Annotated in this window: 16 protein-coding genes; 6 read left to right on the top strand and 10 right to left on the bottom strand. The window is 64.0% G+C overall.

Annotated elements, in window-relative coordinates; translation table 11 throughout:
• Window positions 1–27: 27 nt before the first annotated feature.
• The 6 genes from ACVW16_RS34740 to ACVW16_RS34715 form a co-directional block, all read right to left on the bottom strand.
• Window positions 28–399, bottom strand: coding sequence for an SUF system Fe-S cluster assembly protein (locus ACVW16_RS34740; protein ID WP_456703411.1), 372 nt, complete (start codon window positions 397–399; stop codon window positions 28–30).
• Complete coding sequence (locus tag ACVW16_RS34735) at window positions 396–1643, bottom strand: cysteine desulfurase (RefSeq protein WP_456703410.1); 1248 nt, start codon at window positions 1641–1643, stop codon at window positions 396–398. The genes ACVW16_RS34740 and ACVW16_RS34735 overlap by 4 nt, the downstream gene beginning before the upstream one ends.
• Complete coding sequence (sufD, locus tag ACVW16_RS34730; protein WP_456735025.1) at window positions 1640–2962, bottom strand: Fe-S cluster assembly protein SufD; 1323 nt, start codon at window positions 2960–2962, stop codon at window positions 1640–1642. Before sufD ends, ACVW16_RS34735 begins: the two co-directional genes overlap by 4 nt.
• An 11-nt stretch (window positions 2963–2973) precedes the next feature.
• Complete coding sequence (gene sufC / locus ACVW16_RS34725; RefSeq protein WP_456703408.1) at window positions 2974–3726, bottom strand: Fe-S cluster assembly ATPase SufC; 753 nt, start codon at window positions 3724–3726, stop codon at window positions 2974–2976.
• Window positions 3727–3787: 61 nt separating this feature from the next.
• Complete coding sequence (sufB, locus tag ACVW16_RS34720) at window positions 3788–5284, bottom strand: Fe-S cluster assembly protein SufB (protein WP_456703407.1); 1497 nt, start codon at window positions 5282–5284, stop codon at window positions 3788–3790.
• Window positions 5285–5397: 113 nt separating this feature from the next.
• Window positions 5398–6537 (bottom strand): cysteine desulfurase family protein, encoded by a 1140-nt coding sequence (locus ACVW16_RS34715; protein ID WP_456735024.1) that lies wholly within the window; start codon window positions 6535–6537, stop codon window positions 5398–5400.
• 344 nt (window positions 6538–6881) lie between these two features.
• On the opposite strand from ACVW16_RS34715, the gene ACVW16_RS34710 reads away from it, so the two are divergent.
• The 3 genes from ACVW16_RS34710 to ACVW16_RS34700 all read left to right on the top strand — a co-directional run bounded on the left by ACVW16_RS34710 (window position 6882) and on the right by ACVW16_RS34700 (window position 9326).
• Window positions 6882–7751, top strand: coding sequence for a LytTR family DNA-binding domain-containing protein (locus ACVW16_RS34710; RefSeq protein WP_456735023.1), 870 nt, complete (start codon window positions 6882–6884; stop codon window positions 7749–7751).
• A gap of 352 nt (window positions 7752–8103) precedes the next feature.
• Window positions 8104–8751: an alpha/beta hydrolase gene (locus tag ACVW16_RS34705; protein ID WP_014495555.1), complete on the top strand. Its 648-nt coding sequence runs from the start codon at window positions 8104–8106 to the stop codon at window positions 8749–8751.
• A 62-nt stretch (window positions 8752–8813) separates the two neighbouring features.
• The gene (locus ACVW16_RS34700) at window positions 8814–9326 is read left to right on the top strand and encodes a DUF1697 domain-containing protein (RefSeq protein ID WP_456735022.1); all 513 of its coding nucleotides are present in this window, start codon (window positions 8814–8816) and stop codon (window positions 9324–9326) included.
• Here ACVW16_RS34700 and ACVW16_RS34695 read toward each other — a convergent pair.
• From ACVW16_RS34695 to ACVW16_RS34685, 3 genes are all read right to left on the bottom strand, one after another.
• The gene (locus ACVW16_RS34695) at window positions 9323–9646 is read right to left on the bottom strand and encodes a DMT family transporter (protein WP_456735021.1); all 324 of its coding nucleotides are present in this window, start codon (window positions 9644–9646) and stop codon (window positions 9323–9325) included. The genes ACVW16_RS34700 and ACVW16_RS34695 overlap by 4 nt on opposite strands.
• Before the next feature lie 3 nt (window positions 9647–9649).
• The gene (locus ACVW16_RS34690) at window positions 9650–10345 is read right to left on the bottom strand and encodes a glutathione S-transferase family protein (RefSeq protein ID WP_456735020.1); all 696 of its coding nucleotides are present in this window, start codon (window positions 10343–10345) and stop codon (window positions 9650–9652) included.
• A gap of 96 nt (window positions 10346–10441) precedes the next feature.
• Window positions 10442–11545, bottom strand: a complete 1104-nt coding sequence (locus tag ACVW16_RS34685) for an anhydro-N-acetylmuramic acid kinase (RefSeq protein WP_456703402.1) — start codon at window positions 11543–11545, stop codon at window positions 10442–10444.
• A 164-nt stretch (window positions 11546–11709) separates the two neighbouring features.
• On the opposite strand from ACVW16_RS34685, the gene tyrS reads away from it, so the two are divergent.
• The 3 genes from tyrS (at window position 11710) to ACVW16_RS34670 (ending at window position 14944) form a co-directional block, all read left to right on the top strand.
• Window positions 11710–12963: a tyrosine--tRNA ligase gene (gene tyrS / locus ACVW16_RS34680; RefSeq protein ID WP_456703401.1), complete on the top strand. Its 1254-nt coding sequence runs from the start codon at window positions 11710–11712 to the stop codon at window positions 12961–12963.
• 56 nt (window positions 12964–13019) lie between these two features.
• Entirely contained in the window at window positions 13020–14276 is a 1257-nt protein-coding gene (locus tag ACVW16_RS34675; RefSeq protein WP_456735019.1) for an MFS transporter, read from the top strand.
• Window positions 14277–14497: 221 nt separating this feature from the next.
• A complete protein-coding gene (locus ACVW16_RS34670; protein WP_456703399.1) occupies window positions 14498–14944 on the top strand; it encodes a DoxX family protein in 447 nt (148 codons plus the stop codon).
• Between the two features lie 221 nt (window positions 14945–15165).
• Here ACVW16_RS34670 and ACVW16_RS34665 read toward each other — a convergent pair whose 3' ends face one another.
• Complete coding sequence (locus tag ACVW16_RS34665; RefSeq protein ID WP_456738168.1) at window positions 15166–18954, bottom strand: YhdP family protein; 3789 nt, start codon at window positions 18952–18954, stop codon at window positions 15166–15168.
• Between the last annotated feature and the right edge of the window lie 125 nt (window positions 18955–19079).

The raw sequence follows: 19079 nt of genomic DNA, 5'->3' as shown, positions 1-19079 counted from the left end.
GAACGAATTCAATGTCGAGTTTACGCGTCACCACATGTTGAGGACGAGGCGCGCCTCGTCGCTCATGCGTTCCGGTGTCCAGGCCGGCTCCCAGACCACCTTGACGTCGACCACGCCGACGCCGGGGACGCTGGCGACGGCATTCTCGACCATGGTCGGCAGCTCGCCGGCGGCCGGACAATTCGGCGTCGTCAGCGTCATCTGGACGTCCACGGAACGGTCATCCTTGATCTCGACCTTGTAGATCAGGCCGAGCTCGTAGATGTCGGCCGGGATTTCCGGATCGAACACGGTCTTGAGGCCGGCGATGATCTCGCGCGTCAGCCGTTCGGTCTCGTCCGGCGGCAGCGCCGAATGGGTCTCCATCGGATTGGCTTTGATTTCGGCCGTGTCACTCATGCGAACAAATCCCGCGCCTTGAGCAGCGCCTGTGCCAGATGATCGACTTCTTCCCGCGTATTGTACATGCCGAACGAGGCCCGGCAGGTGGCCGTCACGTTGAACCGCTCTAAAAGCGGCATCACGCAATGGGTGCCGGCGCGCACGGCGATGCCCTGGCGGTCGATCACGGTAGCGACGTCGTGAGCATGCGCGCCCTTCAGCTCGAAGGAGATCACCGGGCCCTTGCCCCGGGCCGTGCCGATCAGCCGCAGCGAGTTGATCTCGCGCAAGCGCTCCTGGGCGTAGGCGGTGAGATCGGCCTCGTGCGCAGCGATGCGCTCCTTGCCGATCGAATTGACGTAGTCGATGGCAGCCCCGAGGCCCACGGCCTCGACGATCGCGGGCGTGCCGGCCTCGAACTTGTGCGGGGGATCGCCATAGGTGACGATCTCGCGCGAGACCTCGCGAATCATCTCGCCGCCGCCGTTGAAGGGGCGCATCGCCACGAGGTGATCGTACTTGGCCCAGAGCACGCCGATGCCGGTCGGACCGTAGACCTTGTGGCCGGTGAAGACGTAGAAATCGCAGCCGATGTCCTGGACGTCGACAGGCAGATGCACGGCGCCCTGGCTGCCGTCGACCAGCACGGGGATGCCGCGGGCGTGTGCGATCTTCACGACGTCCTTGACCGGAACGATGGTGCCGAGCGCATTCGACATCTGCGTGATCGCGACCAGCTTGGTCTTCGATGTCAGCAGCTTCTCGAACTCGTCGATGAGGAAATTGCCCTCGTCGTCAACAGGCGCCCATTTGATCACGGCACCCTGCCGCTCCCGAAGAAAATGCCAGGGAACGATGTTGGAGTGGTGCTCCATGATCGAGAGGACGATCTCGTCGCCCTCCTTGATGTTCGGGCCGCCCCATGAGGAGGCAACCAGATTGATCGCTTCCGTCGCGTTGCGGGTGAAGATCACTTCCTCAGGCCGGGGCGCATTGATGAACTGCGCCGCCTTGGTGCGGCCGCCCTCATAGGCCTCGGTCGCAGCGTTCGCGAGATAATGCAGGCCACGATGCACGTTGGCGTATTCGCTAGTGTAGGCCTGCGTCATGCGCTCGAGCACGGCGCTCGGCTTCTGCGCCGAAGCCGCGTTGTCGAGATAGACCAGATTCTTGCCGTAGACCTGCAGGCTAAGCGCCGGAAAGTCCCGGCGCACGCGCCCGACGTCGTAGGCGCCGTTCTTGACTGCGGGATGCGTGCTCATGACCGCCGCTCCAGCCAGCGCTCGGCAATGCCGATCACATGCTCGCGCAGTCCGTCGTCGGCGATCTGCTCGATCGCTTCGCCGACAAACGCCTGAATCAGCAGCGCCTGGGCTTGCTTCTCGGGCAGGCCTCTGGCCTTGAGATAGAACAGCAGGCTGTCGTCGAGCGCGCCGGCGGTGGCGCCGTGACCGCAGGAGACGTCGTCGGCGAAGATCTCGAGCTCCGGCTTGTTGTCGGCCTCGGCTTCGTCCGAGAGCAGCAGCGCCCGCGTCATCATCTTGCCGTCGGTCTTCTGCGCGTCGGGGCGAACGATGATGCGGCCCTGGAACACCGAATGGGCGCGGTCGTCGATCACGGCACGGAACACTTCGCGGCTGACGCAATTCGGCACCGCATGGTCGACCACCAGCGTGGTGTCGCCATGCTCGGTCTTCTGCAACAGGTTGACGCCGTTGGCGGAGAGCTCGCTGCCCTCGCCTGCCAGAGTGACGAAACCCTGCAAGCGGCTGACCGCCGCGCCTGTGGTCATGTTGAAGAAATTCAGCTTCACATTGGCGCCGACGGTGACGAAGTGGGACGAGACGTTCACCGCGTCAGGCGCATCGTCCATCAGGCGGATATGCGCGACGTCGGCGTCGTCGCCGATCCAGAGGATGACAGCGTCACTGACCTGGTAGGCCATCGCCTTCCCAGCCGCGACGAAGCTTTCGATGATGGTGGCACGAACGCCCTTGCCGATGCGCAGGTGCGAGCGGGTGAACGCGGATGCGGACGCTGCCGTTGCGACGTGAATGATCTGGATCGGCGCGGACGACTGCGCGCCATCTAAGATCGACACAACGACGCCATCGGTCGCCATCGCCGCATTCAGCGAGATCACGGCATCGCTCGATGTGGTCTGGAGCAGATCGCCCGCGGCAGGATTGGCCTCGTTCTCCAGCACCTCACGCAGAGTCTTGACGCTCATCTCGGAGGCAAGCACCGCGACATCGGAAAGGTCGGGTACGAACACGCCGTCGACCAGCACCAGCTTGCGGGCGCCCGCGATCGCATTCGCCCTCACCGCCTCCGCAGCGCGCTTCAATGCAGCGGCATCGGGGCTGGCCGCGAGCGGCAGCACCTCGCCGACCAGGGCACGGAGATCGGTGTACTTCCATTCCTCGATACGGCGGTGCGGGAGGCCGAGACGCTCGTATCTCTCGAACGCCTCGCGGCGCACTGCTGCCACATCGGGCGAACCCGGCAGGCGGCCTCCGGCGCTGGCGAACAGATCGCTCACCGCGCGGCCGCTTCCGGTCTTTGCCACAGCAACGTTCATCGCAAAATTCCTTACGCGGCATCCTCGAACTGGGTGTAGCCGGACGCTTCCAGCTCCAGCGCCAGTTCCTTGCCGCCGCTTTTCACGACACGGCCCTTCGACATCACGTGCACGATGTCGGGCACGATGTAGTTCAGGAGCCGCTGATAGTGGGTGATGACGACCATCGCGCGCTTCGGCGAATGCAGCGCGTTGACGCCGTCGGCGGCGATGCGCAGCGCGTCAATGTCGAGGCCGGAATCCATCTCGTCGAGGATGCACAGGCTCGGCTCGAACAGCGCCATCTGCAGCACCTCGTTGCGCTTCTTCTCGCCGCCGGAAAAACCGACGTTGACGCCGCGCTTGAGCATGTCCTGCGGGATATTCAGCGACTTCGCGACTTCGCGGACCTTCTTCAGAAAGTCCGGCGTCGAATATTCGCTCTCGCCGCGGGCCTTGCGCTGCGCGTTCAGCGCGGTGCGCAGGAAGGTCATGGTGGCGACGCCGGGAATCTCGACCGGATACTGGAACGCCAGGAACACGCCCTTGGCGGCGCGCTCCTCGGGGGCCATCTCCAGCAGGTCCTCGCCCTTGAACAGGATCTGGCCATCGGTGACCTCGTAGCCGGGCTTGCCGGCGATGACGTGCGAGAGCGTCGACTTGCCGGAGCCGTTCGGCCCCATGATCGCGTGCACCTCGCCCTCGTTCACGGTCAGCGTCAGCCCGTGGAGGATCTCACGCTCCTCGACACGAACCTTCAGGTCTTTCACTTCAAGCAAAGCCATCTTGGTATCCAGTTCATTCAGATGATGTTGGAGCGCCTCAGCGCACCGCCGGGGTCGGCAATCAGCCGACCGATCCTTCGAGCGAGATCGAGATCAGCTTCTGCGCTTCCACCGCGAACTCCATCGGCAGTTGCTGCAGCACGTCCTTGACGAAGCCATTGACGACGAGGCCGACCGCCTCTTCCTGGCTAAGCCCGCGCTGGATGCAATAGAACAGCACGTCCTCGGAGATCTTCGAGGTCGTCGCCTCGTGCTCGAACGTCGCCGAAGAGTTCTTGGCCTCGATATACGGCACGGTGTGCGCGCCGCATTTGTCGCCGATCAGCAGGGAATCGCAGGCCGTGAAGTTACGCGCGCCGGTCGCCTTGCGATGCGCGGTGACGAGGCCGCGATAGGTGTTCTGCGACTGGCCGGCGGCGATGCCCTTGGAGATGATGCGGCTCGACGTGTTCTTGCCGAGATGGATCATCTTGGTGCCCGAGTCGACCTGCTGGAAGCCGTTCGAGATCGCGATCGAGTAGAACTCGCCGCGGGAGTTGTCGCCGCGCAGGATGCAGCTCGGATATTTCCAGGTGATCGCCGAACCTGTCTCGACCTGGGTCCAGGAGATCTTGGAATTGTTGCCGCGGCAGTCGCCACGCTTGGTGACGAAATTGTAGATGCCGCCCTTGCCTTCGGAATTGCCCGGATACCAGTTCTGTACCGTCGAATACTTGATCTCGGCGTCGTCATGGGCGACGAGCTCGACCACGGCGGCGTGCAACTGATTCTCGTCGCGCTGCGGCGCGGTGCAGCCCTCGAGATAGGAGACGTAAGCGCCCTTGTCGGCGATGATCAGGGTGCGCTCGAACTGGCCGGTGTTGCGCTCGTTGATGCGGAAATAGGTCGACAGCTCCATCGGGCAACGCACGCCCGGCGGCACGTAGACGAACGAGCCGTCGGAGAACACCGCCGAATTGAGCGTCGCGTAGAAATTGTCCGAGGTCGGAACCACCGAGCCCAGGTACTTCTGCACCAGCTCAGGGTGCTCGCGGATTGCCTCCGAGATCGGCATAAAGATCACGCCGGCCTTCTTCAGCTCCGCCTTGAACGTGGTCGCAACCGAGACCGAATCGAAGACAGCGTCCACCGCGATCTTGCGGCGGGCGGGATCTTCCTCGCCCACCTTCGGCTCGACGCCTTCGAGCATGGCAACTTCCCGCAAGGGAATGCCGAGCTTCTCGTAGGTCTTCAGGATTTCGGGGTCGATCTCGTCGAGCGAGGTGACCGTCTTCTTCGGCTTCGGCGCCGCGTAATAATAGAGATCCTGGAAGTCGATCCTGGGATAGTCGACGCGCGCCCAGGTCGGCTCCTGCATGGTCAGCCAGCGCCGATAGGCCTCGAGCCGCCACTGGAGCATCCAGGCGGGCTCATTCTTCTTCTGGGAGATGAATTTGACGGTCTCTTCCGACAGCCCCTTGGGGGCCTTGTCGGACTCGATCAGGGTCTCAAACCCATAACGGTACTGATCGACGTCGATGCGCTTCACGCGCTCGACCGTCTCTTGCACGGCTGGCATTCTATCCTCCGCTCGCGGTTTCAAGGACCGCGGTGGATCAAACTCGGACGAGTATTACGATGTTTATTGGCGGAAAGCACGGGCTTAGAACCGTTCAAGCCGTGTTTCGTCGCTTAGCCCTTAAGTAGGGTATTACCGAGCTTTCGCCAAGCCTCCAAGGCTCGATTGATTTCCTCGGGTTCCGTGGACCAGCCCAGACTGAGGCGCACTGCTCCCTGGGCCACCGCGGGATCGAACCCCATCGCGGAAAGCACGTGAGAGGGCTGGACCTTCCCCGAGGAGCAGGCCGAGCCCGAGGATACCGCGATCCCCTCGAGGTCGAAGCCGATCACCGCAGTCTCGGCCTTGAGCCCTGGCGCGGTGAACAAGACGGTGTTAGGCAACCTCTTCACGTCTTCAGCGAAGAGCGTTCCCCCCGCGACCGCCCGAATACCATTTCCCAAGCGATCTCTTAGGCTTGCCATGCGTTCCGCATCATCATGCAGAGCCTGAAGGGCGGCTTTCACCGCGGCCCCGAAGCCCGCTATCCCGGCAACATTCTCGGTTCCCGCCCGCCGGCCGAGCTCCTGTCCGCCGCCCCGCACCAGCGGCTCCAGTCCGCCGAGCCCCTCGGCCACGACCAATGCGCCGACGCCCTTGGGTCCCCCGATCTTGTGCGCGGAAAAAGTCGCAAGGTCCGCGCCGACCTCATTAATACTGAACGCAATCTTGCCCAGCGCCTGGATCGCGTCGACGTGCAGGAGGCCATCGGCCTCATGGACGATGCCAGCCGCCTCCGCGACGGGCTGGAGCGCACCGGTCTCATTGTTGGCCGCCATGATCGAGACCAGCGCCGGCGGGCCATCGGCAAGCAGCTCCCGGAGGTGGTCGAGATCGACGATGCCGGAACGGGTGACCCTGATCTGGCTGACGCTCTCTGCCGGAAACCGGCCGCCGGCCAGCACCGAGGCGTGCTCGACCGCGGAGACCAGGAGCCGCTGCACCGGACCGCCCGAACGGCCGCGCAGGCCCGGTGAGAGCGCCAGCGCATTGGCCTCGGTCCCGGCGGAGGTGAAGACGACGTTCCGCGGCAGCGCGCCCACGGCCGCCGCCAGCATGGCCCGCGCCTCCTCGACCAGCCGCCGCGCCTCCCGCCCCTCGGCATGGACCGAGGACGGATTGCCGATCAGCTCGCCAGCGGCCAGCATCGCTGCGCGCGCCTCGGCGCGCAGCGGTGTGGTCGCATTCCAGTCGAGATAGACGCGGCTTGGCATGGCGCCCTCTTAGCACCTTTTGGCATCGTGCCAATCGAGCGCCGCCGCAGATCAGGCCGGCAGTTGCTGCGCGCGCCTCGGCGCGCACCGACGACAGCGCGAGCAGGCGTAGAGCACGCCGGCCTGGTAGAAGATCGGCAGGGCGAAGGCTAAAATCCGCACGCAGTCCAGATCGGTGCGTCGTTCCGGATTCGATGCTTGTCGTGGTGCAAATATGAGTTTCTTCTCCTGGACGTCTGGACATCAGCGGTTTTGCGGCCATGGCTGACGGCCAAAATGCGCCGGAAACAGAGCCCGCCGAGACGGTTTGGGATCGGAACCGGACCCGCGGGGACGAGGCATCGTTGGCAGGGACGAGCGCTTGGTCGCGCTTGATCGGCAGCGACTGGATGATGTTCGCGGCGATCGCCGCCATCGCGCTCGTCATCGGCATCGTCAATGCGCTCTCCGGCGCACAGGACGCCGCCTGGCGCGGCGACACCGCCAATATCGGCCAGCGCCTGTTCTGGGAGATGACGAGCATCGTCATCATTCTGGTGCTGGTGCCGATCCTGATGCTGTCGGTCCGGTACATGCGCGGAACGAAGGGGCTGGCGAGGCGGATCGGAATCGCTGCGGCCGCTCTGCTCGGCTTCTCGGCCCTCCACATCGCCGGCATGGTGGGTCTGCGGAAATTCCTGCTCTGGCTCGCGGGCAGCAGCTACGACTTCCATTTCTCGCTGACGTCCGTTCTCTACGAGTCCCGCAAGGATGGGGTGACTGCATTGCTGATTGGGGCAACGCTCTGGCTGCTCGAAAGCCGCCGCGAACTGCGCAAGGCCGCACAAGAAGCCCTGTCCATTCCTGCCATCCCGCAGGAGCAACCGTCTTCTCCCGATCTGATCTGGCTCCGCGACGGCACGAGCCGCATTCGCGTCAGGCCGCGCGACATCCTGTGGGTCGCCTCCGCCGGCAACTACATCGAATATTGCCTTGCGAACGGCACCCAGCACCTGATCCGGGGCACGCTTGCCGCGACCGAAGGCGAGCTCGCCCGCTTCGCGATCGTGCGCGTGCACCGGACCCGGCTTGCCAATCTCGACCGGGTCAGCGGCATCGAGTTCAAGTCGTCAGGGGATTTCGAGCTCACCTTCGACAACGGCAGGACGCTGGGCGGCAGCCGCCGCTACCGGTCTGCGGTCGCCTCGCTCGGAGGCCGCACCGCGCCTGCGTGAATCGCTCGCGCCCCCGGAGGGAAGACGATAAAAATTAGTTATTTCAATGACTTAAATTCGCACAGACGAGGCCGGCGATCCCGTCGATCGACCCCCATCGGTACAGCCGAGGCTCCTCGATCCGCGGCTAAGCTCTTGAGCACATTGGCAGATGTCGAAGATGCTTGCTTTTTGCCCCGCAGCCTATGTTAGAACGCGCACCGTCAAGTCACCGTGCGCCGTCAGCGCATCACCGCGAGGCGCACGCCTTCTCATCTTCCATTCGCGCTTTCGTCGGCATCGCTGTCGATGAGGGCCACAATCGGTTGATTGCCGAGGCCAGCTCTCCAGCAAATCAATCCAGAGATCATCGATGCCTGAAGTTATTTTCACCGGCCCCGCCGGCCGCCTCGAAGGCCGCTATCACCCGGCCAAGCAGAAGAACGCGCCGATTGCAATGATCCTGCATCCGCATCCGCAGTTTCACGGCACGATGAACCATCAGATCGTGTATCAGTGCTACTACGCTTTCGCGCATCGCGGCTTCTCGGTGCTGCGCTTCAACTTCCGCGGCGTCGGCCGCAGCCAGGGCTCGTTCGATCACGGCACCGGCGAATTGTCGGATGCGGCGGCAGCCCTCGACTGGGCGCAGACCATCAACCCCGAGGCCCGTGCCTGCTGGGTCGCCGGGTTCTCCTTCGGCGCCTGGATCGGCATGCAGCTTTTGATGCGCCGCCCCGAGGTCGAAGGCTTCATCTCGATCGCGCCGCCGGCCAACCTCTATGACTTCTCGTTCCTTGCGCCCTGCCCGTCGTCAGGGCTCATCGTGCACGGGGAGAAGGACGCGGTGGTGCCGCCGAAGGACGTCAACACGCTTGTCGAGAAGCTGAAGACGCAGAAAGGCATCGTGATCGACCAGCAGGTCATCCCCGGCGCCAATCACTTCTTCGACGCCAAGCTCGAACCGCTGATGGAAACCATCACCGCGTATCTCGACATGCGCCTCGCCAACGTGCGGTAAGACTCTCGTTTGAGCATGATCTATTCGGAAAACCGCTTCACACCTTTCCGGATCATGCTCTGATGACCGCGTTCGTGGCCCTGCTGCGCGCGGTCAATGTCGGAGGTACCGGCAAGCTGCCGATGACTGAGCTCAAGGCGATGTGCGAGGAGCTCGGTTTTGGTGCCGTGCGCACCTACATCGCCAGCGGCAATGTGGTCTTCACCAGCCGCAAATCAGAATTCGCGATCAAGGCCGCGCTGGAAAAGCGCCTGCACGCCTACGCCGGCGCGCAGGTGGGCGTGCTCGTGCGCAGCGCTGCCGAGATGGCAGAGGTTCTGGCCGCCAATCCGTTTCCGAAAGCGCCACCCAATCGGACCGTTGCGATCTTCCTGGACAAGGCACCGCCCGCGGACGCGCTCGCCGGAATTCGCGGCCAGAAGAACGAAGAGATCAAGCTCGGCCGCCGCGAGATCTACGTGCATTATGGCGACGGCATGGGAACGTCCAAACTCGCGATCCCCTCCGCCAAGACCGGCACCGCGCGCAACATGAACACCATCGCGACGCTGGTGAAGATGGCTGCAGAGCTCTAGGCCAGCTTCAGCGCGACGATGCCCATCAACACCAACGCGATGCCCGCAAGCTTCATCGCGCTCAAGGCCTCGCCGAACAGCACGACGCCGATGACGAAGGTGCCGGCCGCACCGATGCCGGTCCACACCGAATAGGCGACGCCGACCTCGAGCAACTTCAAGGCACGTCCGAGCAGGAAGACGAAGGTGGCCAGCAGCACGAACGAGGCGATGCTCCAGCCGACGCGCGTGTAACCTTCCGCATACTTCATCGAGATCGCCCAGCCGACATCGAGCGCCCCGGCGATCACCAGCATCAGCCAGGCCATGGATTCCGACATCGCTCAGGCCGCGAGCTTGAGCAGATGCGCATCGTGGCGCACGAGGAATGCGCGCAGCAATTCTGGATAGTCCGCGCCGACCGCCGTACGCACGCTGGGACGTTTCGCCAGCTCAGCACGCCAGGCGCGCACCTTCGCGACATCGCGCAAGATGCCGTGATCGGTCAATTCGTCGAACAGATCGAAATAGCGGAAGACGGGCGCGAACACGGCATCAACAAGGCTAAATGCCTCGCCGGCGAAGAACGGACCTGCCCTAAGCGCGGCTTCGACACGCGCAAATTTCACTGCGAGCGCCTGGCGCTTGCTTTCGAATGTCCCCGGATCCGTCGTGGTCTCAAGGCCCCAGAGATCGCCGAGGATCGCCGAGCCGAACTCCATCCAGGCGCGGTGCTCAGCCCGCTTCAACGCGTCGGCCGGGTGCAGCTTCGCACCGCCTTGCGTCTCCTCGATGTACTCGCAGATCACGTTGCTCTCGAACAACGCGACCTCGCCCTTCTCCGTCGTCACCACCAGCACCGGCACCTTGCCGAGCGGCGATATCTTCACGAACCAGTCCGGCTTGTTGGCGAGATCGATATCGACGCGCTCGAACGGTACGCCCTTCTCCGTCAGCGCGATCACCGCGCGCTGCACGTAAGGGCAAAGCTTGTGGCTGATCAGTTTCAGTCGAGCGGGCGTTTCAGGCGAAGAAGTCATGGCGATGATCCCGGCGGTTCAATGCAACTGCATCCAACATAGATGCATTTGCATATACCCGTCAAGATCAATGCATCTGCATCAAACGCGCCGTGCTCAAGGCCGCGCGATCACCCCGCCCGTCATCGGCATCGGCACGCCCGTGGTGGCAGGATAGGACAGCGGCAAGCCCTTGAGGCCGCGCGCGGCGAGGAAGCCGAAGGCTTGCGCCTCGATGGCATCGGAGGCCCAACCGAGCGTCTCGGCGGCCTCGACGGTGGCCGTTCCGACCTGCTCCCGCAGCATCCGCAGCATGGTGAGGTTGCGCGCGCCGCCGCCACAAACGATCCAGCTGCGCGGCCGCCGCGGCAACAAGGGAATGATGCGGGCGATCGCGGCCGCCGTGAAGGCGGTGAGCGTCGCCGCCCCGTCGGCTGGCGCGATATCGCCGAGCTTCAATGCAGCAAAGTCGTTGCGATCGAGCGATTTCGGCGGGGGAAGCGCGAAGAACGGCAACTCCAGCGCCCGCGCGATCCAGGCCTGGTCGGCCTTGCCGAGTGCTGCGAACTTGCCTTCGGCGTCGAACGCCTTGTTCATGGTGCGGTACATGAAATCGTCGAGCAGCGCATTGCCGGGCCCGGTGTCGCACGCGATCAGCGTATCGTTGCCGTCGATATAGGTGATGTTGGAGACGCCGCCGATATTGACCACGACGATCGGCCCTTCGCGCTCCAGCGAATTGGCGAGCGCCCGGTGATAGACCGGCACCAACGGCGCGCCCTGCCCGCCGGCCTCGACATCGGCGGCGCGGAAGTCGTGCATGACGGGGATATGGATCGCCCTGGCCAGCGCCGGCGCATCGCCGATCTGGACCGTCAGCCTCCGCTCGGGCCGGTGCAGGACGGTCTGACCGTGGAAACCGACGATGTCGATCTCCTCCGGCTTCATCCGGTTCTGGGCGACGAACGCGGCGACCGCCTCCGCATGAGCCTGCGTCACCGCCCGCTCCGCCTCGGCCAGGATCCCCGGCCGGGCATCGCGTTGCGAAAGACTCGCGGCCTCGGTGAGCGCCTGACGCAGCAGATTGCGCTCGGCCGGGCTATAGGGCCGGTAGCCTGACGGTCCGCACGCCCGTACCTGCTTTCCATCGGTTTCGATCAGCGCGACGTCGACCCCGTCCAGTGAGGTGCCGCTCATCAAACCGAGTGCCGTCAACATCATGGGATCAGCGTCCTCGAGACCCACCCTGCCATGCCGATCTTGTGCCAGAGGGACACATCTTATAATGCCACAGGCCAAAGTGGTGGCGGCAATTCGAGTTCCAGGCGAACACCGTTAAATTGCCCCCAAAACGGTAAACCAAGAATTGTCAGGCTCGCCGACAAATGACTGCATTCAAATCGGACTTCCTCAACACCCTGCAGGAGCGTGGATTCATCCACCAATGCTCCGATTTCGAGGGGCTCGACGCCCTTGCCGCCAAGGGCGAGGCGATCGCCTATGTCGGCTACGACTGCACCGCCCGTTCGCTGCATATCGGCAACTACCTGACCATGATGATGCTGCACTGGCTGCAGCAGTCCGGCAACAAGCCGATCACGCTGATGGGCGGCGGCACCACCATGGTCGGCGATCCCTCCGGCAAGGATGAGACGCGTGCGATGCGCACGATAGCCGAGATCGAGGCCAACAAGGAATCGATCCGTGGTGTGTTCGCAAAAGTGCTGAAATACGGTGATGGCAAGAGCGACGCCATCATGCTCGACAATGCGGAGTGGCTGACCAAGCTGAACTGGATCGAGATGCTGCGCGACGTCGGCAGGCATTTCTCCGTCAACCGCATGCTGACGATGGACTCCGTGCGCCTGCGCCTCGAGCGCGAGCAGGAGATGAGCTTCATCGAGTTCAACTACATGGTTTGCCAGGCCTACGATTTCGTGGAGCTCGCCAAGCGCACCGGCTGTCACCTGCAGATGGGGGGATCGGACCAGTGGGGCAACATCATCATGGGCGTCGATCTCGGCCGCCGCATGGGCACGCACCAGCTGTTTGCGTTGACGACGCCGCTGCTGACGACCGCCTCAGGAGCCAAGATGGGCAAGACCGCGCAAGGCGCAGTGTGGCTCAATGCCGACCAGTTCCCGCCCTATGATTTCTGGCAGTACTGGCGCAACACCGAGGACGCCGACGTCGGCAAATTCCTGAAGCTGTTCACGACGCTCCCGATGAGCGAAATCAGGAAGCTCGAAGCGCTCGGCGGCTCCGAGATCAACGAGGCCAAGAAGGTGCTCGCGACGGAAGCGACCGCGCTGCTGCATGGTCGCGACGCCGCCAATGAAGCGGCCGAGACTGCGCGCCGCACGTTCGAGGAAGGCGCACTTGCCGAAAGCCTGCCGACGGTGGAAATTCCGCGCGGCGAGCTGGACGGCGGCCTCGGCGTGCTGAACGCCTTCGTCAAGGCGGGCCTCGTTGCCTCCAATGGCGAAGCGCGGCGGCAGATCAAGGGCGGCGGCCTGCGCGTCAACGACGTCGCGGTCACCGACGAGAAGTTGGCGCTGTCGGCCGCGAACCTCACGCCTGAGGGCGTCATCAAGCTGTCCTTCGGCAAGAAGAAGCACGTCCTCATCCGGCCTGCATAGGCGTATGTGCTTTTGATGCTTGTCAGGGCGCGCCGAAGCGCGCTCCCTGACGGCCAATGGATCAGAAGACCACCAGGGAAACGGCTGGGCAACAAGCAAGCACACCGCAAGGCGCGGTGCGCACCGCGCTTGTCGTGCTGGCGTTGTGCTTCACCCTGGCAGTGCTCGGCCGCGGCCTCAGCGAGAGCTTCACAGTCTTCCTCAAACCGATCTCCGAAACTTTCGGGTGGGACCGCGGCCAAGTCGTCTCGATCTACTCGCTGACCTCGCTGATCAGCGGACTGACCGCGCCGCTGGTCGGGCGGCTGTTCGATCATTCCGGACCGCGCATCGTCTATGCGCTCGGCCTGTTGCTGCTGGGCTCGGCGTTCCTCATCGCAGCCCATGCGCAAGCGCTCTGGCAATTCCAGCTCTCGATCGGGCTGTGCGTGGGCATCGGCGTTGCCTTCATCGGCAACGTGCCGAACTCGATTCTGCTCGGCCGCTGGTTCGGTCCAAAGCTGCCGACGGCGATGGCGGTGGTCTACTCGGCCATGGGGGGTGGCGTGCTGGCGCTGCTGCCGGCCTCGCAGCTCCTGATCGATCGCCTCGGCTGGCGCGAGACCTATCAGGTCTACGGCCTGGCCGCCCTCGGCCTGCTGCTGCCGCTGCTGCTCCTGCCCTGGCGCCTGTTCTCCGCCGGCTCGCCGTATGTCGCCAAGAAGAGCGATCCTGATTTCATCGACAACGGTTGGACGTTGCTGAGCGCGATGCGCCATCACGCCTTCTGGGCGCTGTTCTCGACCTTCTTCTTCACCGCCGTCGGCATGTACGCGATTGCTGCGCAGATCGTGGCCTACCTGATCGATGCCGGCTTCCCGCCGCTTCAGGCTGCGACCGCGTGGGGCTTTTCAGGCGTCGTGCTGGTGTTCGGCATGATCGGTGTCTCCGCGCTCGACGGGCTGATCGGGCGCCGGCCGTCCGTGCTGCTCAGCTACGCGATCTCGATCGTCGGCATTTTCCTGCTCTGGCTGCTTCAGTATTATCCAAACCTCATCCTGCTCACCGGCTTCGTCGTCTGCTTCGGCAGCATGATGGGCTCGCGCGGTCCGCTGATCACGGCGACCGCGATGAAGATCTTCCGGGGCAAACGCGTCGGCACCATTTACGGCACGATCTCGATCGGCAGCGGGCTGGGCTCGGCCTTCGGCTCCTGGAGCGGCGGCCTGATCCATGACGCCACCCACGGCTACAACGCGCTGCTCGTGTTCGCACTTGCGAGCGTGGTGCTCGGGATGATTCCATTTCTGATTGTGCCCGCCTTGCGGCGCTAGGTTTCCCAGGGGTAACCTGAACTCATTCGTGTCACCGGGGAACTACGGGCGGCCGCGAAGCGTATACGGAGAGAAAATGCTGATTGTGCGCGGCTGAAATCCCAGTGTGCGGTGTTTTGTCCGACATGACAAAAATGTCAGCGCAAATTGACCTGGCGCAGCTTGCAGGGCGGAACCGAATGCGGTCCTAGTCGCAACATTGGATGGAGGGCACGAACCCAATGAACTTTCCCTATCTCTCTCGCTATGAACCGGTTCTCCTGAGCCTGTTTCGCTTCATCACCGGCCTGTTGCTGTTCCAGTACGGCCTGACCAAGATCTTCCACATTCCGCAGGTGGCCATGTTCGCGAATCCGCCACCGCTGATCTGGACGGCCGGCCTGATCGAGCTCGTGCTTGGCGCGACGCTGATGATCGGACTGTTCACCCGTCTGTCGGCCTTCGTCCTCTCCGGCGAAATGGCCTTCGCCTATTTCCTCGGTCACGTCTTCCACATTTCCAAGGAAGGCCCGCCGGTTTTCCTGCCGCTGCTGAACAACGGCACCGCCGCGATCCTGTTCTGCTTTGCCTGCCTCTACCTCGCGGCTGCGGGCGGCGGGGCGCTCAGCGTCGATGCGGTCATGGGCAAGGAGAGCGACGCGCCGGGCGGCGCCTTCGCGCGGCGCTGAGGCGCAGGCAATCGACTTCCACGTCACGAGACGTCGCCGGTCATTGGCCGGCGCCGTTTCAGCGAGAGCCCAGCACGTTCCATATCAGAACGAGGACGGCTGCGAGCAGCAGGGACATGATGAGGCGGTGAACGAATCGGTTCATTGCCGGTCCCGTCAGCCTCCCAAATTCAAAGACCTTTTTTCAGGACAGCGCCGACGGTCCCGATGATAGCTCCGCGCTAGCGCCGCGCGAGGCTGCAACCGTTCGACAATTGTCTTGCCGATCCCGTCGGGCTGTCGGCGGACTGCGACGACGGCAGCTCATCGATCGGCGTGTTCTGCTTGCCGGTATTGAACTCCATGATCTTCCGGGTCACGCCGGGAAATATCGCCGAGATCGGATTGACGCGCATCACGGGCGCCGCCGGTGTACCGATGACCTCGTAGGTCACGCCGATCAGTCCCTCCTTGTCACCAGCACCCAAGAACAACCCGAGCACCGGAATCTGTCCGAACATGTTGTTCAATCCGTACATCGGCACGAAGGTACCGCTCATGCACACTTGGTTGCCGGGATAATCGATCGAGCCCTCGATGGTGGCGCCGATCATCGGGCCCTTGACCACGCCATCGCGGACCGTTAGCGCGCCGTTCTGACGGATGAACTCGGCGCGGAGCGCGCTGAAGGAGACACCATTCCCGGTGCCGTTCGGCGCGCCTGCAGCGACGCGTTCAAGCTGCGCCTCACCCTTCACCGAGAAGTCGCGTACGCTGATGAGACCTTCCCGCGCCATGGTCGGCTCCGACGTCGGCGGCTCCATGGCTACCACCATCTGGCCGCCGACGGCCTTGGTATAGATATCGGTGAACTTCAGCAGCGATCCGGCATCGTTGGTCTGAAGATAGATCACCTCCCGGCTGCCTTGCGCGCGCCCGCCGCGCAAGTCCGCAGCGACCGGCGTGTTCTGACCGATCCTGCCGTTCAGCGAGAAAGCCTTGATCGCCCCGCTGCGCTTCGACATCTTGGCATCGACGCTGCGCATGGTCTCGCCGTTAAACCCCATCACGGTGCCGAGCTTCACGTCGATGTCGAAATCGACGTTCTTGAGCTTGCTCTTGCTGTCGTCCTTGGAATTGCCTGAGATCGCCGACTTGAGGAAGCCGCGGCCGTCGAAGACATCGCCGCGCATCGTGCCCCTGACCACGCCGTCCTGGCCGCGCTCCACCTTCAACGACGTCTTGTCCCCGTCGGACGGCGAATAGGTCGGAAAGTTCGCGTTCATGAGGTCGCCGTTCGGGTCGACTTCGAGCGAGCCCTTGATCGAGGCGCCGCCGCCTTCGATGACGATGTCCTCGAGCCGCGTCGATTGTGCCGTCGGCACCACCTTGAATGTCGCCTTGCTCGACTTGCCCGGCAGCTTGACCCAGCCGGGAAGAATGTTGTCGAGCTTGACCGAGGTGAGGTCGGCCTCGATGCCGAGCTTCGTCGTTGCGTCGGGGCCGCCGGCAATCTTGCCCGAAACCTTGATCGGAACCGACCCGCTGACGGCGGGACTGAGATCGAAGCCAAGGCGCGCACGGCTCGCGTCGTCCAGTGTCGCCTGCAGCTTGACGTCCGCGTCGCCATCGGTCGCCTTGCGGTAGTCGAGCGAAGCCGGCTGCCCGTTGATCTTGACGTCGCCCTTGACCTGATAGCCCTGGTTATTGGCGACGATCTTGAGATTGTTGGCTTCGAGCTTCTGGTTCATCACCAATTTTTCGGCGCTGAAACCGTTGAGATCGGCTGTCACGGCGTAGGTGGTGTCCGCCTTGGTCAGTTCGCCCTTCACCGGCAGGCCGAGCTGGATGTTCGCCGTGAATGTGCCCTTGCTGGTGTTGGGGTCGACCACGGTCGACGACAGATCGCTCAGCCGATCACTGGACAGCATCTCGGCCGCAGCGGGCACCGGGCCCTCGACGCGGAATCTCGTCCGCGAAGGCGACGGCTTCGGCGCCATGTCAGGCACCTCGAACACGAAATCGGAGATCGTAACCTTGCGGCCTGCAGGGGTGTCGGCAATGCCCTGGGCGATATTCACGGTAGCGGTACGTCCGGTCACATGCGCCTTCAGGTCGGCATCGTGCACGACGGGCATGCCGTCGACAGGGCGGACCGCGACGCCGCTCGCCGCGATGTTGACCGACAGGCCGTCATCGGGAATGGGCGGTCCCTTGCGCGGAAGATTGCGCGTCGGCGAGTTGACGCCGACCTCGATGCGCTGGAGCGTGCCGCGCTCGATCCGCTCGATCACCCATTGGCGCAACTCCGGCACCACCAGCGTCGGCCACATCCGCTTCAGCGCCGAGGCCGACATCGGCGTTCCCGCAAAGCCGAGCGTCAGGCGCGGCTCGCCTGAATAATCGATCGCGCCGGTGCCGGCGACGCCGATCTCGCCATTGCTGATATCGGCCTGCGTCAGCAGCAGGCGCTTGTGATCGGTATCGAAGCGGAAGCCGATCGCGATGCGGTTGAAGACGAGCGGCGGTTCGTTGTCGATACCGCCGAGCAGGATCGAGCCGCCGCTGAAGCCGAGTTGCCAATCATTGGTGGTGCCGTTCGGCGGCTCCAGATGCGCCAGCAGCGTCAGGCGATTGGCGCCCGAGAGGATCTTGAACGGTGCCACCAGCACCCGCCGTCCTGCATCCCACTCGACGTTGATCTCGGCGGAGTCGATCGCCATCGGGTAGTCGGGCGTATCGGTGTCGATGATGTTGCCCGCGCCGATCATGACCTTGCCGCGGAAGAACGTCGGGACGCCGTCGCGGCCGAGCTCGCCCTTCATCTCACCGGTCAGGGGCAGGTCGGCCGTATAGGTCAGGTCCTTCACCCGCAGGGCGAGCAGGATGTTGGAGGTCGAGAGCTTGTCGGCGCGGATATCGATCGAACGCACGCCATTCTCGGCCGGTCCGATCGTCGCGCGTAACGACCAAGGCTTCGCCCCCTCTTCCCCGAGGCTGAGCGTGACGCCGCCATGGCTCGGCCGGCGCAGGCTGAGCGTGATGTTCTCAAACGTCCATTTGCTGCCGCGCTGCTGGTCGTCGACGATCAGGTTGCCGTTCTTGAGGCCGATCTCGTTGAGGTTCTGGCCGTCGAGGCCCGTCATGCTCAGGCTGTCGAGCCAGTCGAGGCCCTGAAGGATACCGCTCTGCGCGGCGGGTTGAGGCGCGTCCGGAGTTGCGGGCGCCATCCCGAATGGCGGCGGCGGGACGCCGTTGCGCGGGAATGTCGGCGGCAGGCCCGCTTCCTTCTTGGATGCAACGCCGGTGGCGAGCGGTTTGGCCGTATCGCCGGCGGACACGGTGACGGTCCCGTCGGGTGCGATCCGGATCGCGAGTTCGGCGTCGACCAGGTTGAGGCTTTCGGCGCGCAGATGACCGGTGAGAAGCCCGACACCGGACAGCCTCACCTCGGCCTTCGGCGCGCTGGCGACGATGGCATGATCATGATCGCGAACGATGATGTCGCGGATGCGCACGGCGACCCTGATCCGCCCGGCCCGCTCGATCTGGGTGCCGCCGACCTCCACGGTGTTGCCGTGACCGATATTGTCCTCGATGGCGGCGGCGAGCCAGGGCGTCGCCATGTCGAGATTGATTGGGCCGGCACCGAGCCGCCACCACAGCGCGCCAAAACAGCCGACGAAGATGACGATCAGGGCGCCGACGACAACGCCAATCCTACGAACCCAGCGTCCGCTCGGCAGGACCCGCCGAAACGCCGAGAAGCCCTCACCGAGGCGGAAGCGCGAACTGGAACGCGAGAGCAGGCGGCGTGCACGATGCCCCGCCTCCTCTTCCTGCTCTTGATCCCAGTCGGCCTCGTCCCATTCCGGCTGCTCGTGATTGCCACCGTGCCGATTCGAGTCCCGATTGTGATCCTGGGGCGACGTATTCCTTGCCATTGCCTCTCGATACAGGCGTCCGTCATGGGACTGAGCGCCGCCGGGACCGCAGCCGTCGACGGGAATTGAAGCTCCCCGCCCCGGCATTGCCGCCATACTTCCGATGTTCCTGCTGTTCGTCATTTCGCCCCGGAAGCGCGTTCAACGAGCAGTGGGGTGGTGCGTGGATTTCCTTGTAACCATACTCCGTCGCCGCCAAAATTGCCCAGCCG

It is taken from the genome of Bradyrhizobium sp. USDA 4474 (assembly GCF_054057515.1).
The sequence above is the reverse complement of the archived record's forward strand: the minus strand, read 5'-3'. Positions and strand labels throughout refer to the sequence as shown.

Coding starts and splice junctions, on each gene's coding strand:
- ACVW16_RS34695 (WP_456735021.1), bottom strand. CDS start 9,646: ATGTCGGAATCCATGGCCTGGCTGATGCTGGTGATCGCCGGGGCGCTC.
- ACVW16_RS34670 (WP_456703399.1), top strand. CDS start 14,498: ATGAACTTTCCCTATCTCTCTCGCTATGAACCGGTTCTCCTGAGCCTG.
- ACVW16_RS34685 (WP_456703402.1), bottom strand. CDS start 11,545: ATGATGTTGACGGCACTCGGTTTGATGAGCGGCACCTCACTGGACGGG.
- sufB (WP_456703407.1), bottom strand. CDS start 5,284: ATGCCAGCCGTGCAAGAGACGGTCGAGCGCGTGAAGCGCATCGACGTC.
- sufC (WP_456703408.1), bottom strand. CDS start 3,726: ATGGCTTTGCTTGAAGTGAAAGACCTGAAGGTTCGTGTCGAGGAGCGT.
- ACVW16_RS34690 (WP_456735020.1), bottom strand. CDS start 10,345: ATGACTTCTTCGCCTGAAACGCCCGCTCGACTGAAACTGATCAGCCAC.
- ACVW16_RS34700 (WP_456735022.1), top strand. CDS start 8,814: ATGACCGCGTTCGTGGCCCTGCTGCGCGCGGTCAATGTCGGAGGTACC.
- tyrS (WP_456703401.1), top strand. CDS start 11,710: ATGACTGCATTCAAATCGGACTTCCTCAACACCCTGCAGGAGCGTGGA.
- ACVW16_RS34675 (WP_456735019.1), top strand. CDS start 13,020: ATGGATCAGAAGACCACCAGGGAAACGGCTGGGCAACAAGCAAGCACA.
- ACVW16_RS34715 (WP_456735024.1), bottom strand. CDS start 6,537: ATGCCAAGCCGCGTCTATCTCGACTGGAATGCGACCACACCGCTGCGC.
- ACVW16_RS34735 (WP_456703410.1), bottom strand. CDS start 1,643: ATGAGCACGCATCCCGCAGTCAAGAACGGCGCCTACGACGTCGGGCGC.
- sufD (WP_456735025.1), bottom strand. CDS start 2,962: ATGAACGTTGCTGTGGCAAAGACCGGAAGCGGCCGCGCGGTGAGCGAT.
- ACVW16_RS34705 (WP_014495555.1), top strand. CDS start 8,104: ATGCCTGAAGTTATTTTCACCGGCCCCGCCGGCCGCCTCGAAGGCCGC.
- ACVW16_RS34665 (WP_456738168.1), bottom strand. CDS start 18,954: ATGCCGGGGCGGGGAGCTTCAATTCCCGTCGACGGCTGCGGTCCCGGC.
- ACVW16_RS34740 (WP_456703411.1), bottom strand. CDS start 399: ATGAGTGACACGGCCGAAATCAAAGCCAATCCGATGGAGACCCATTCG.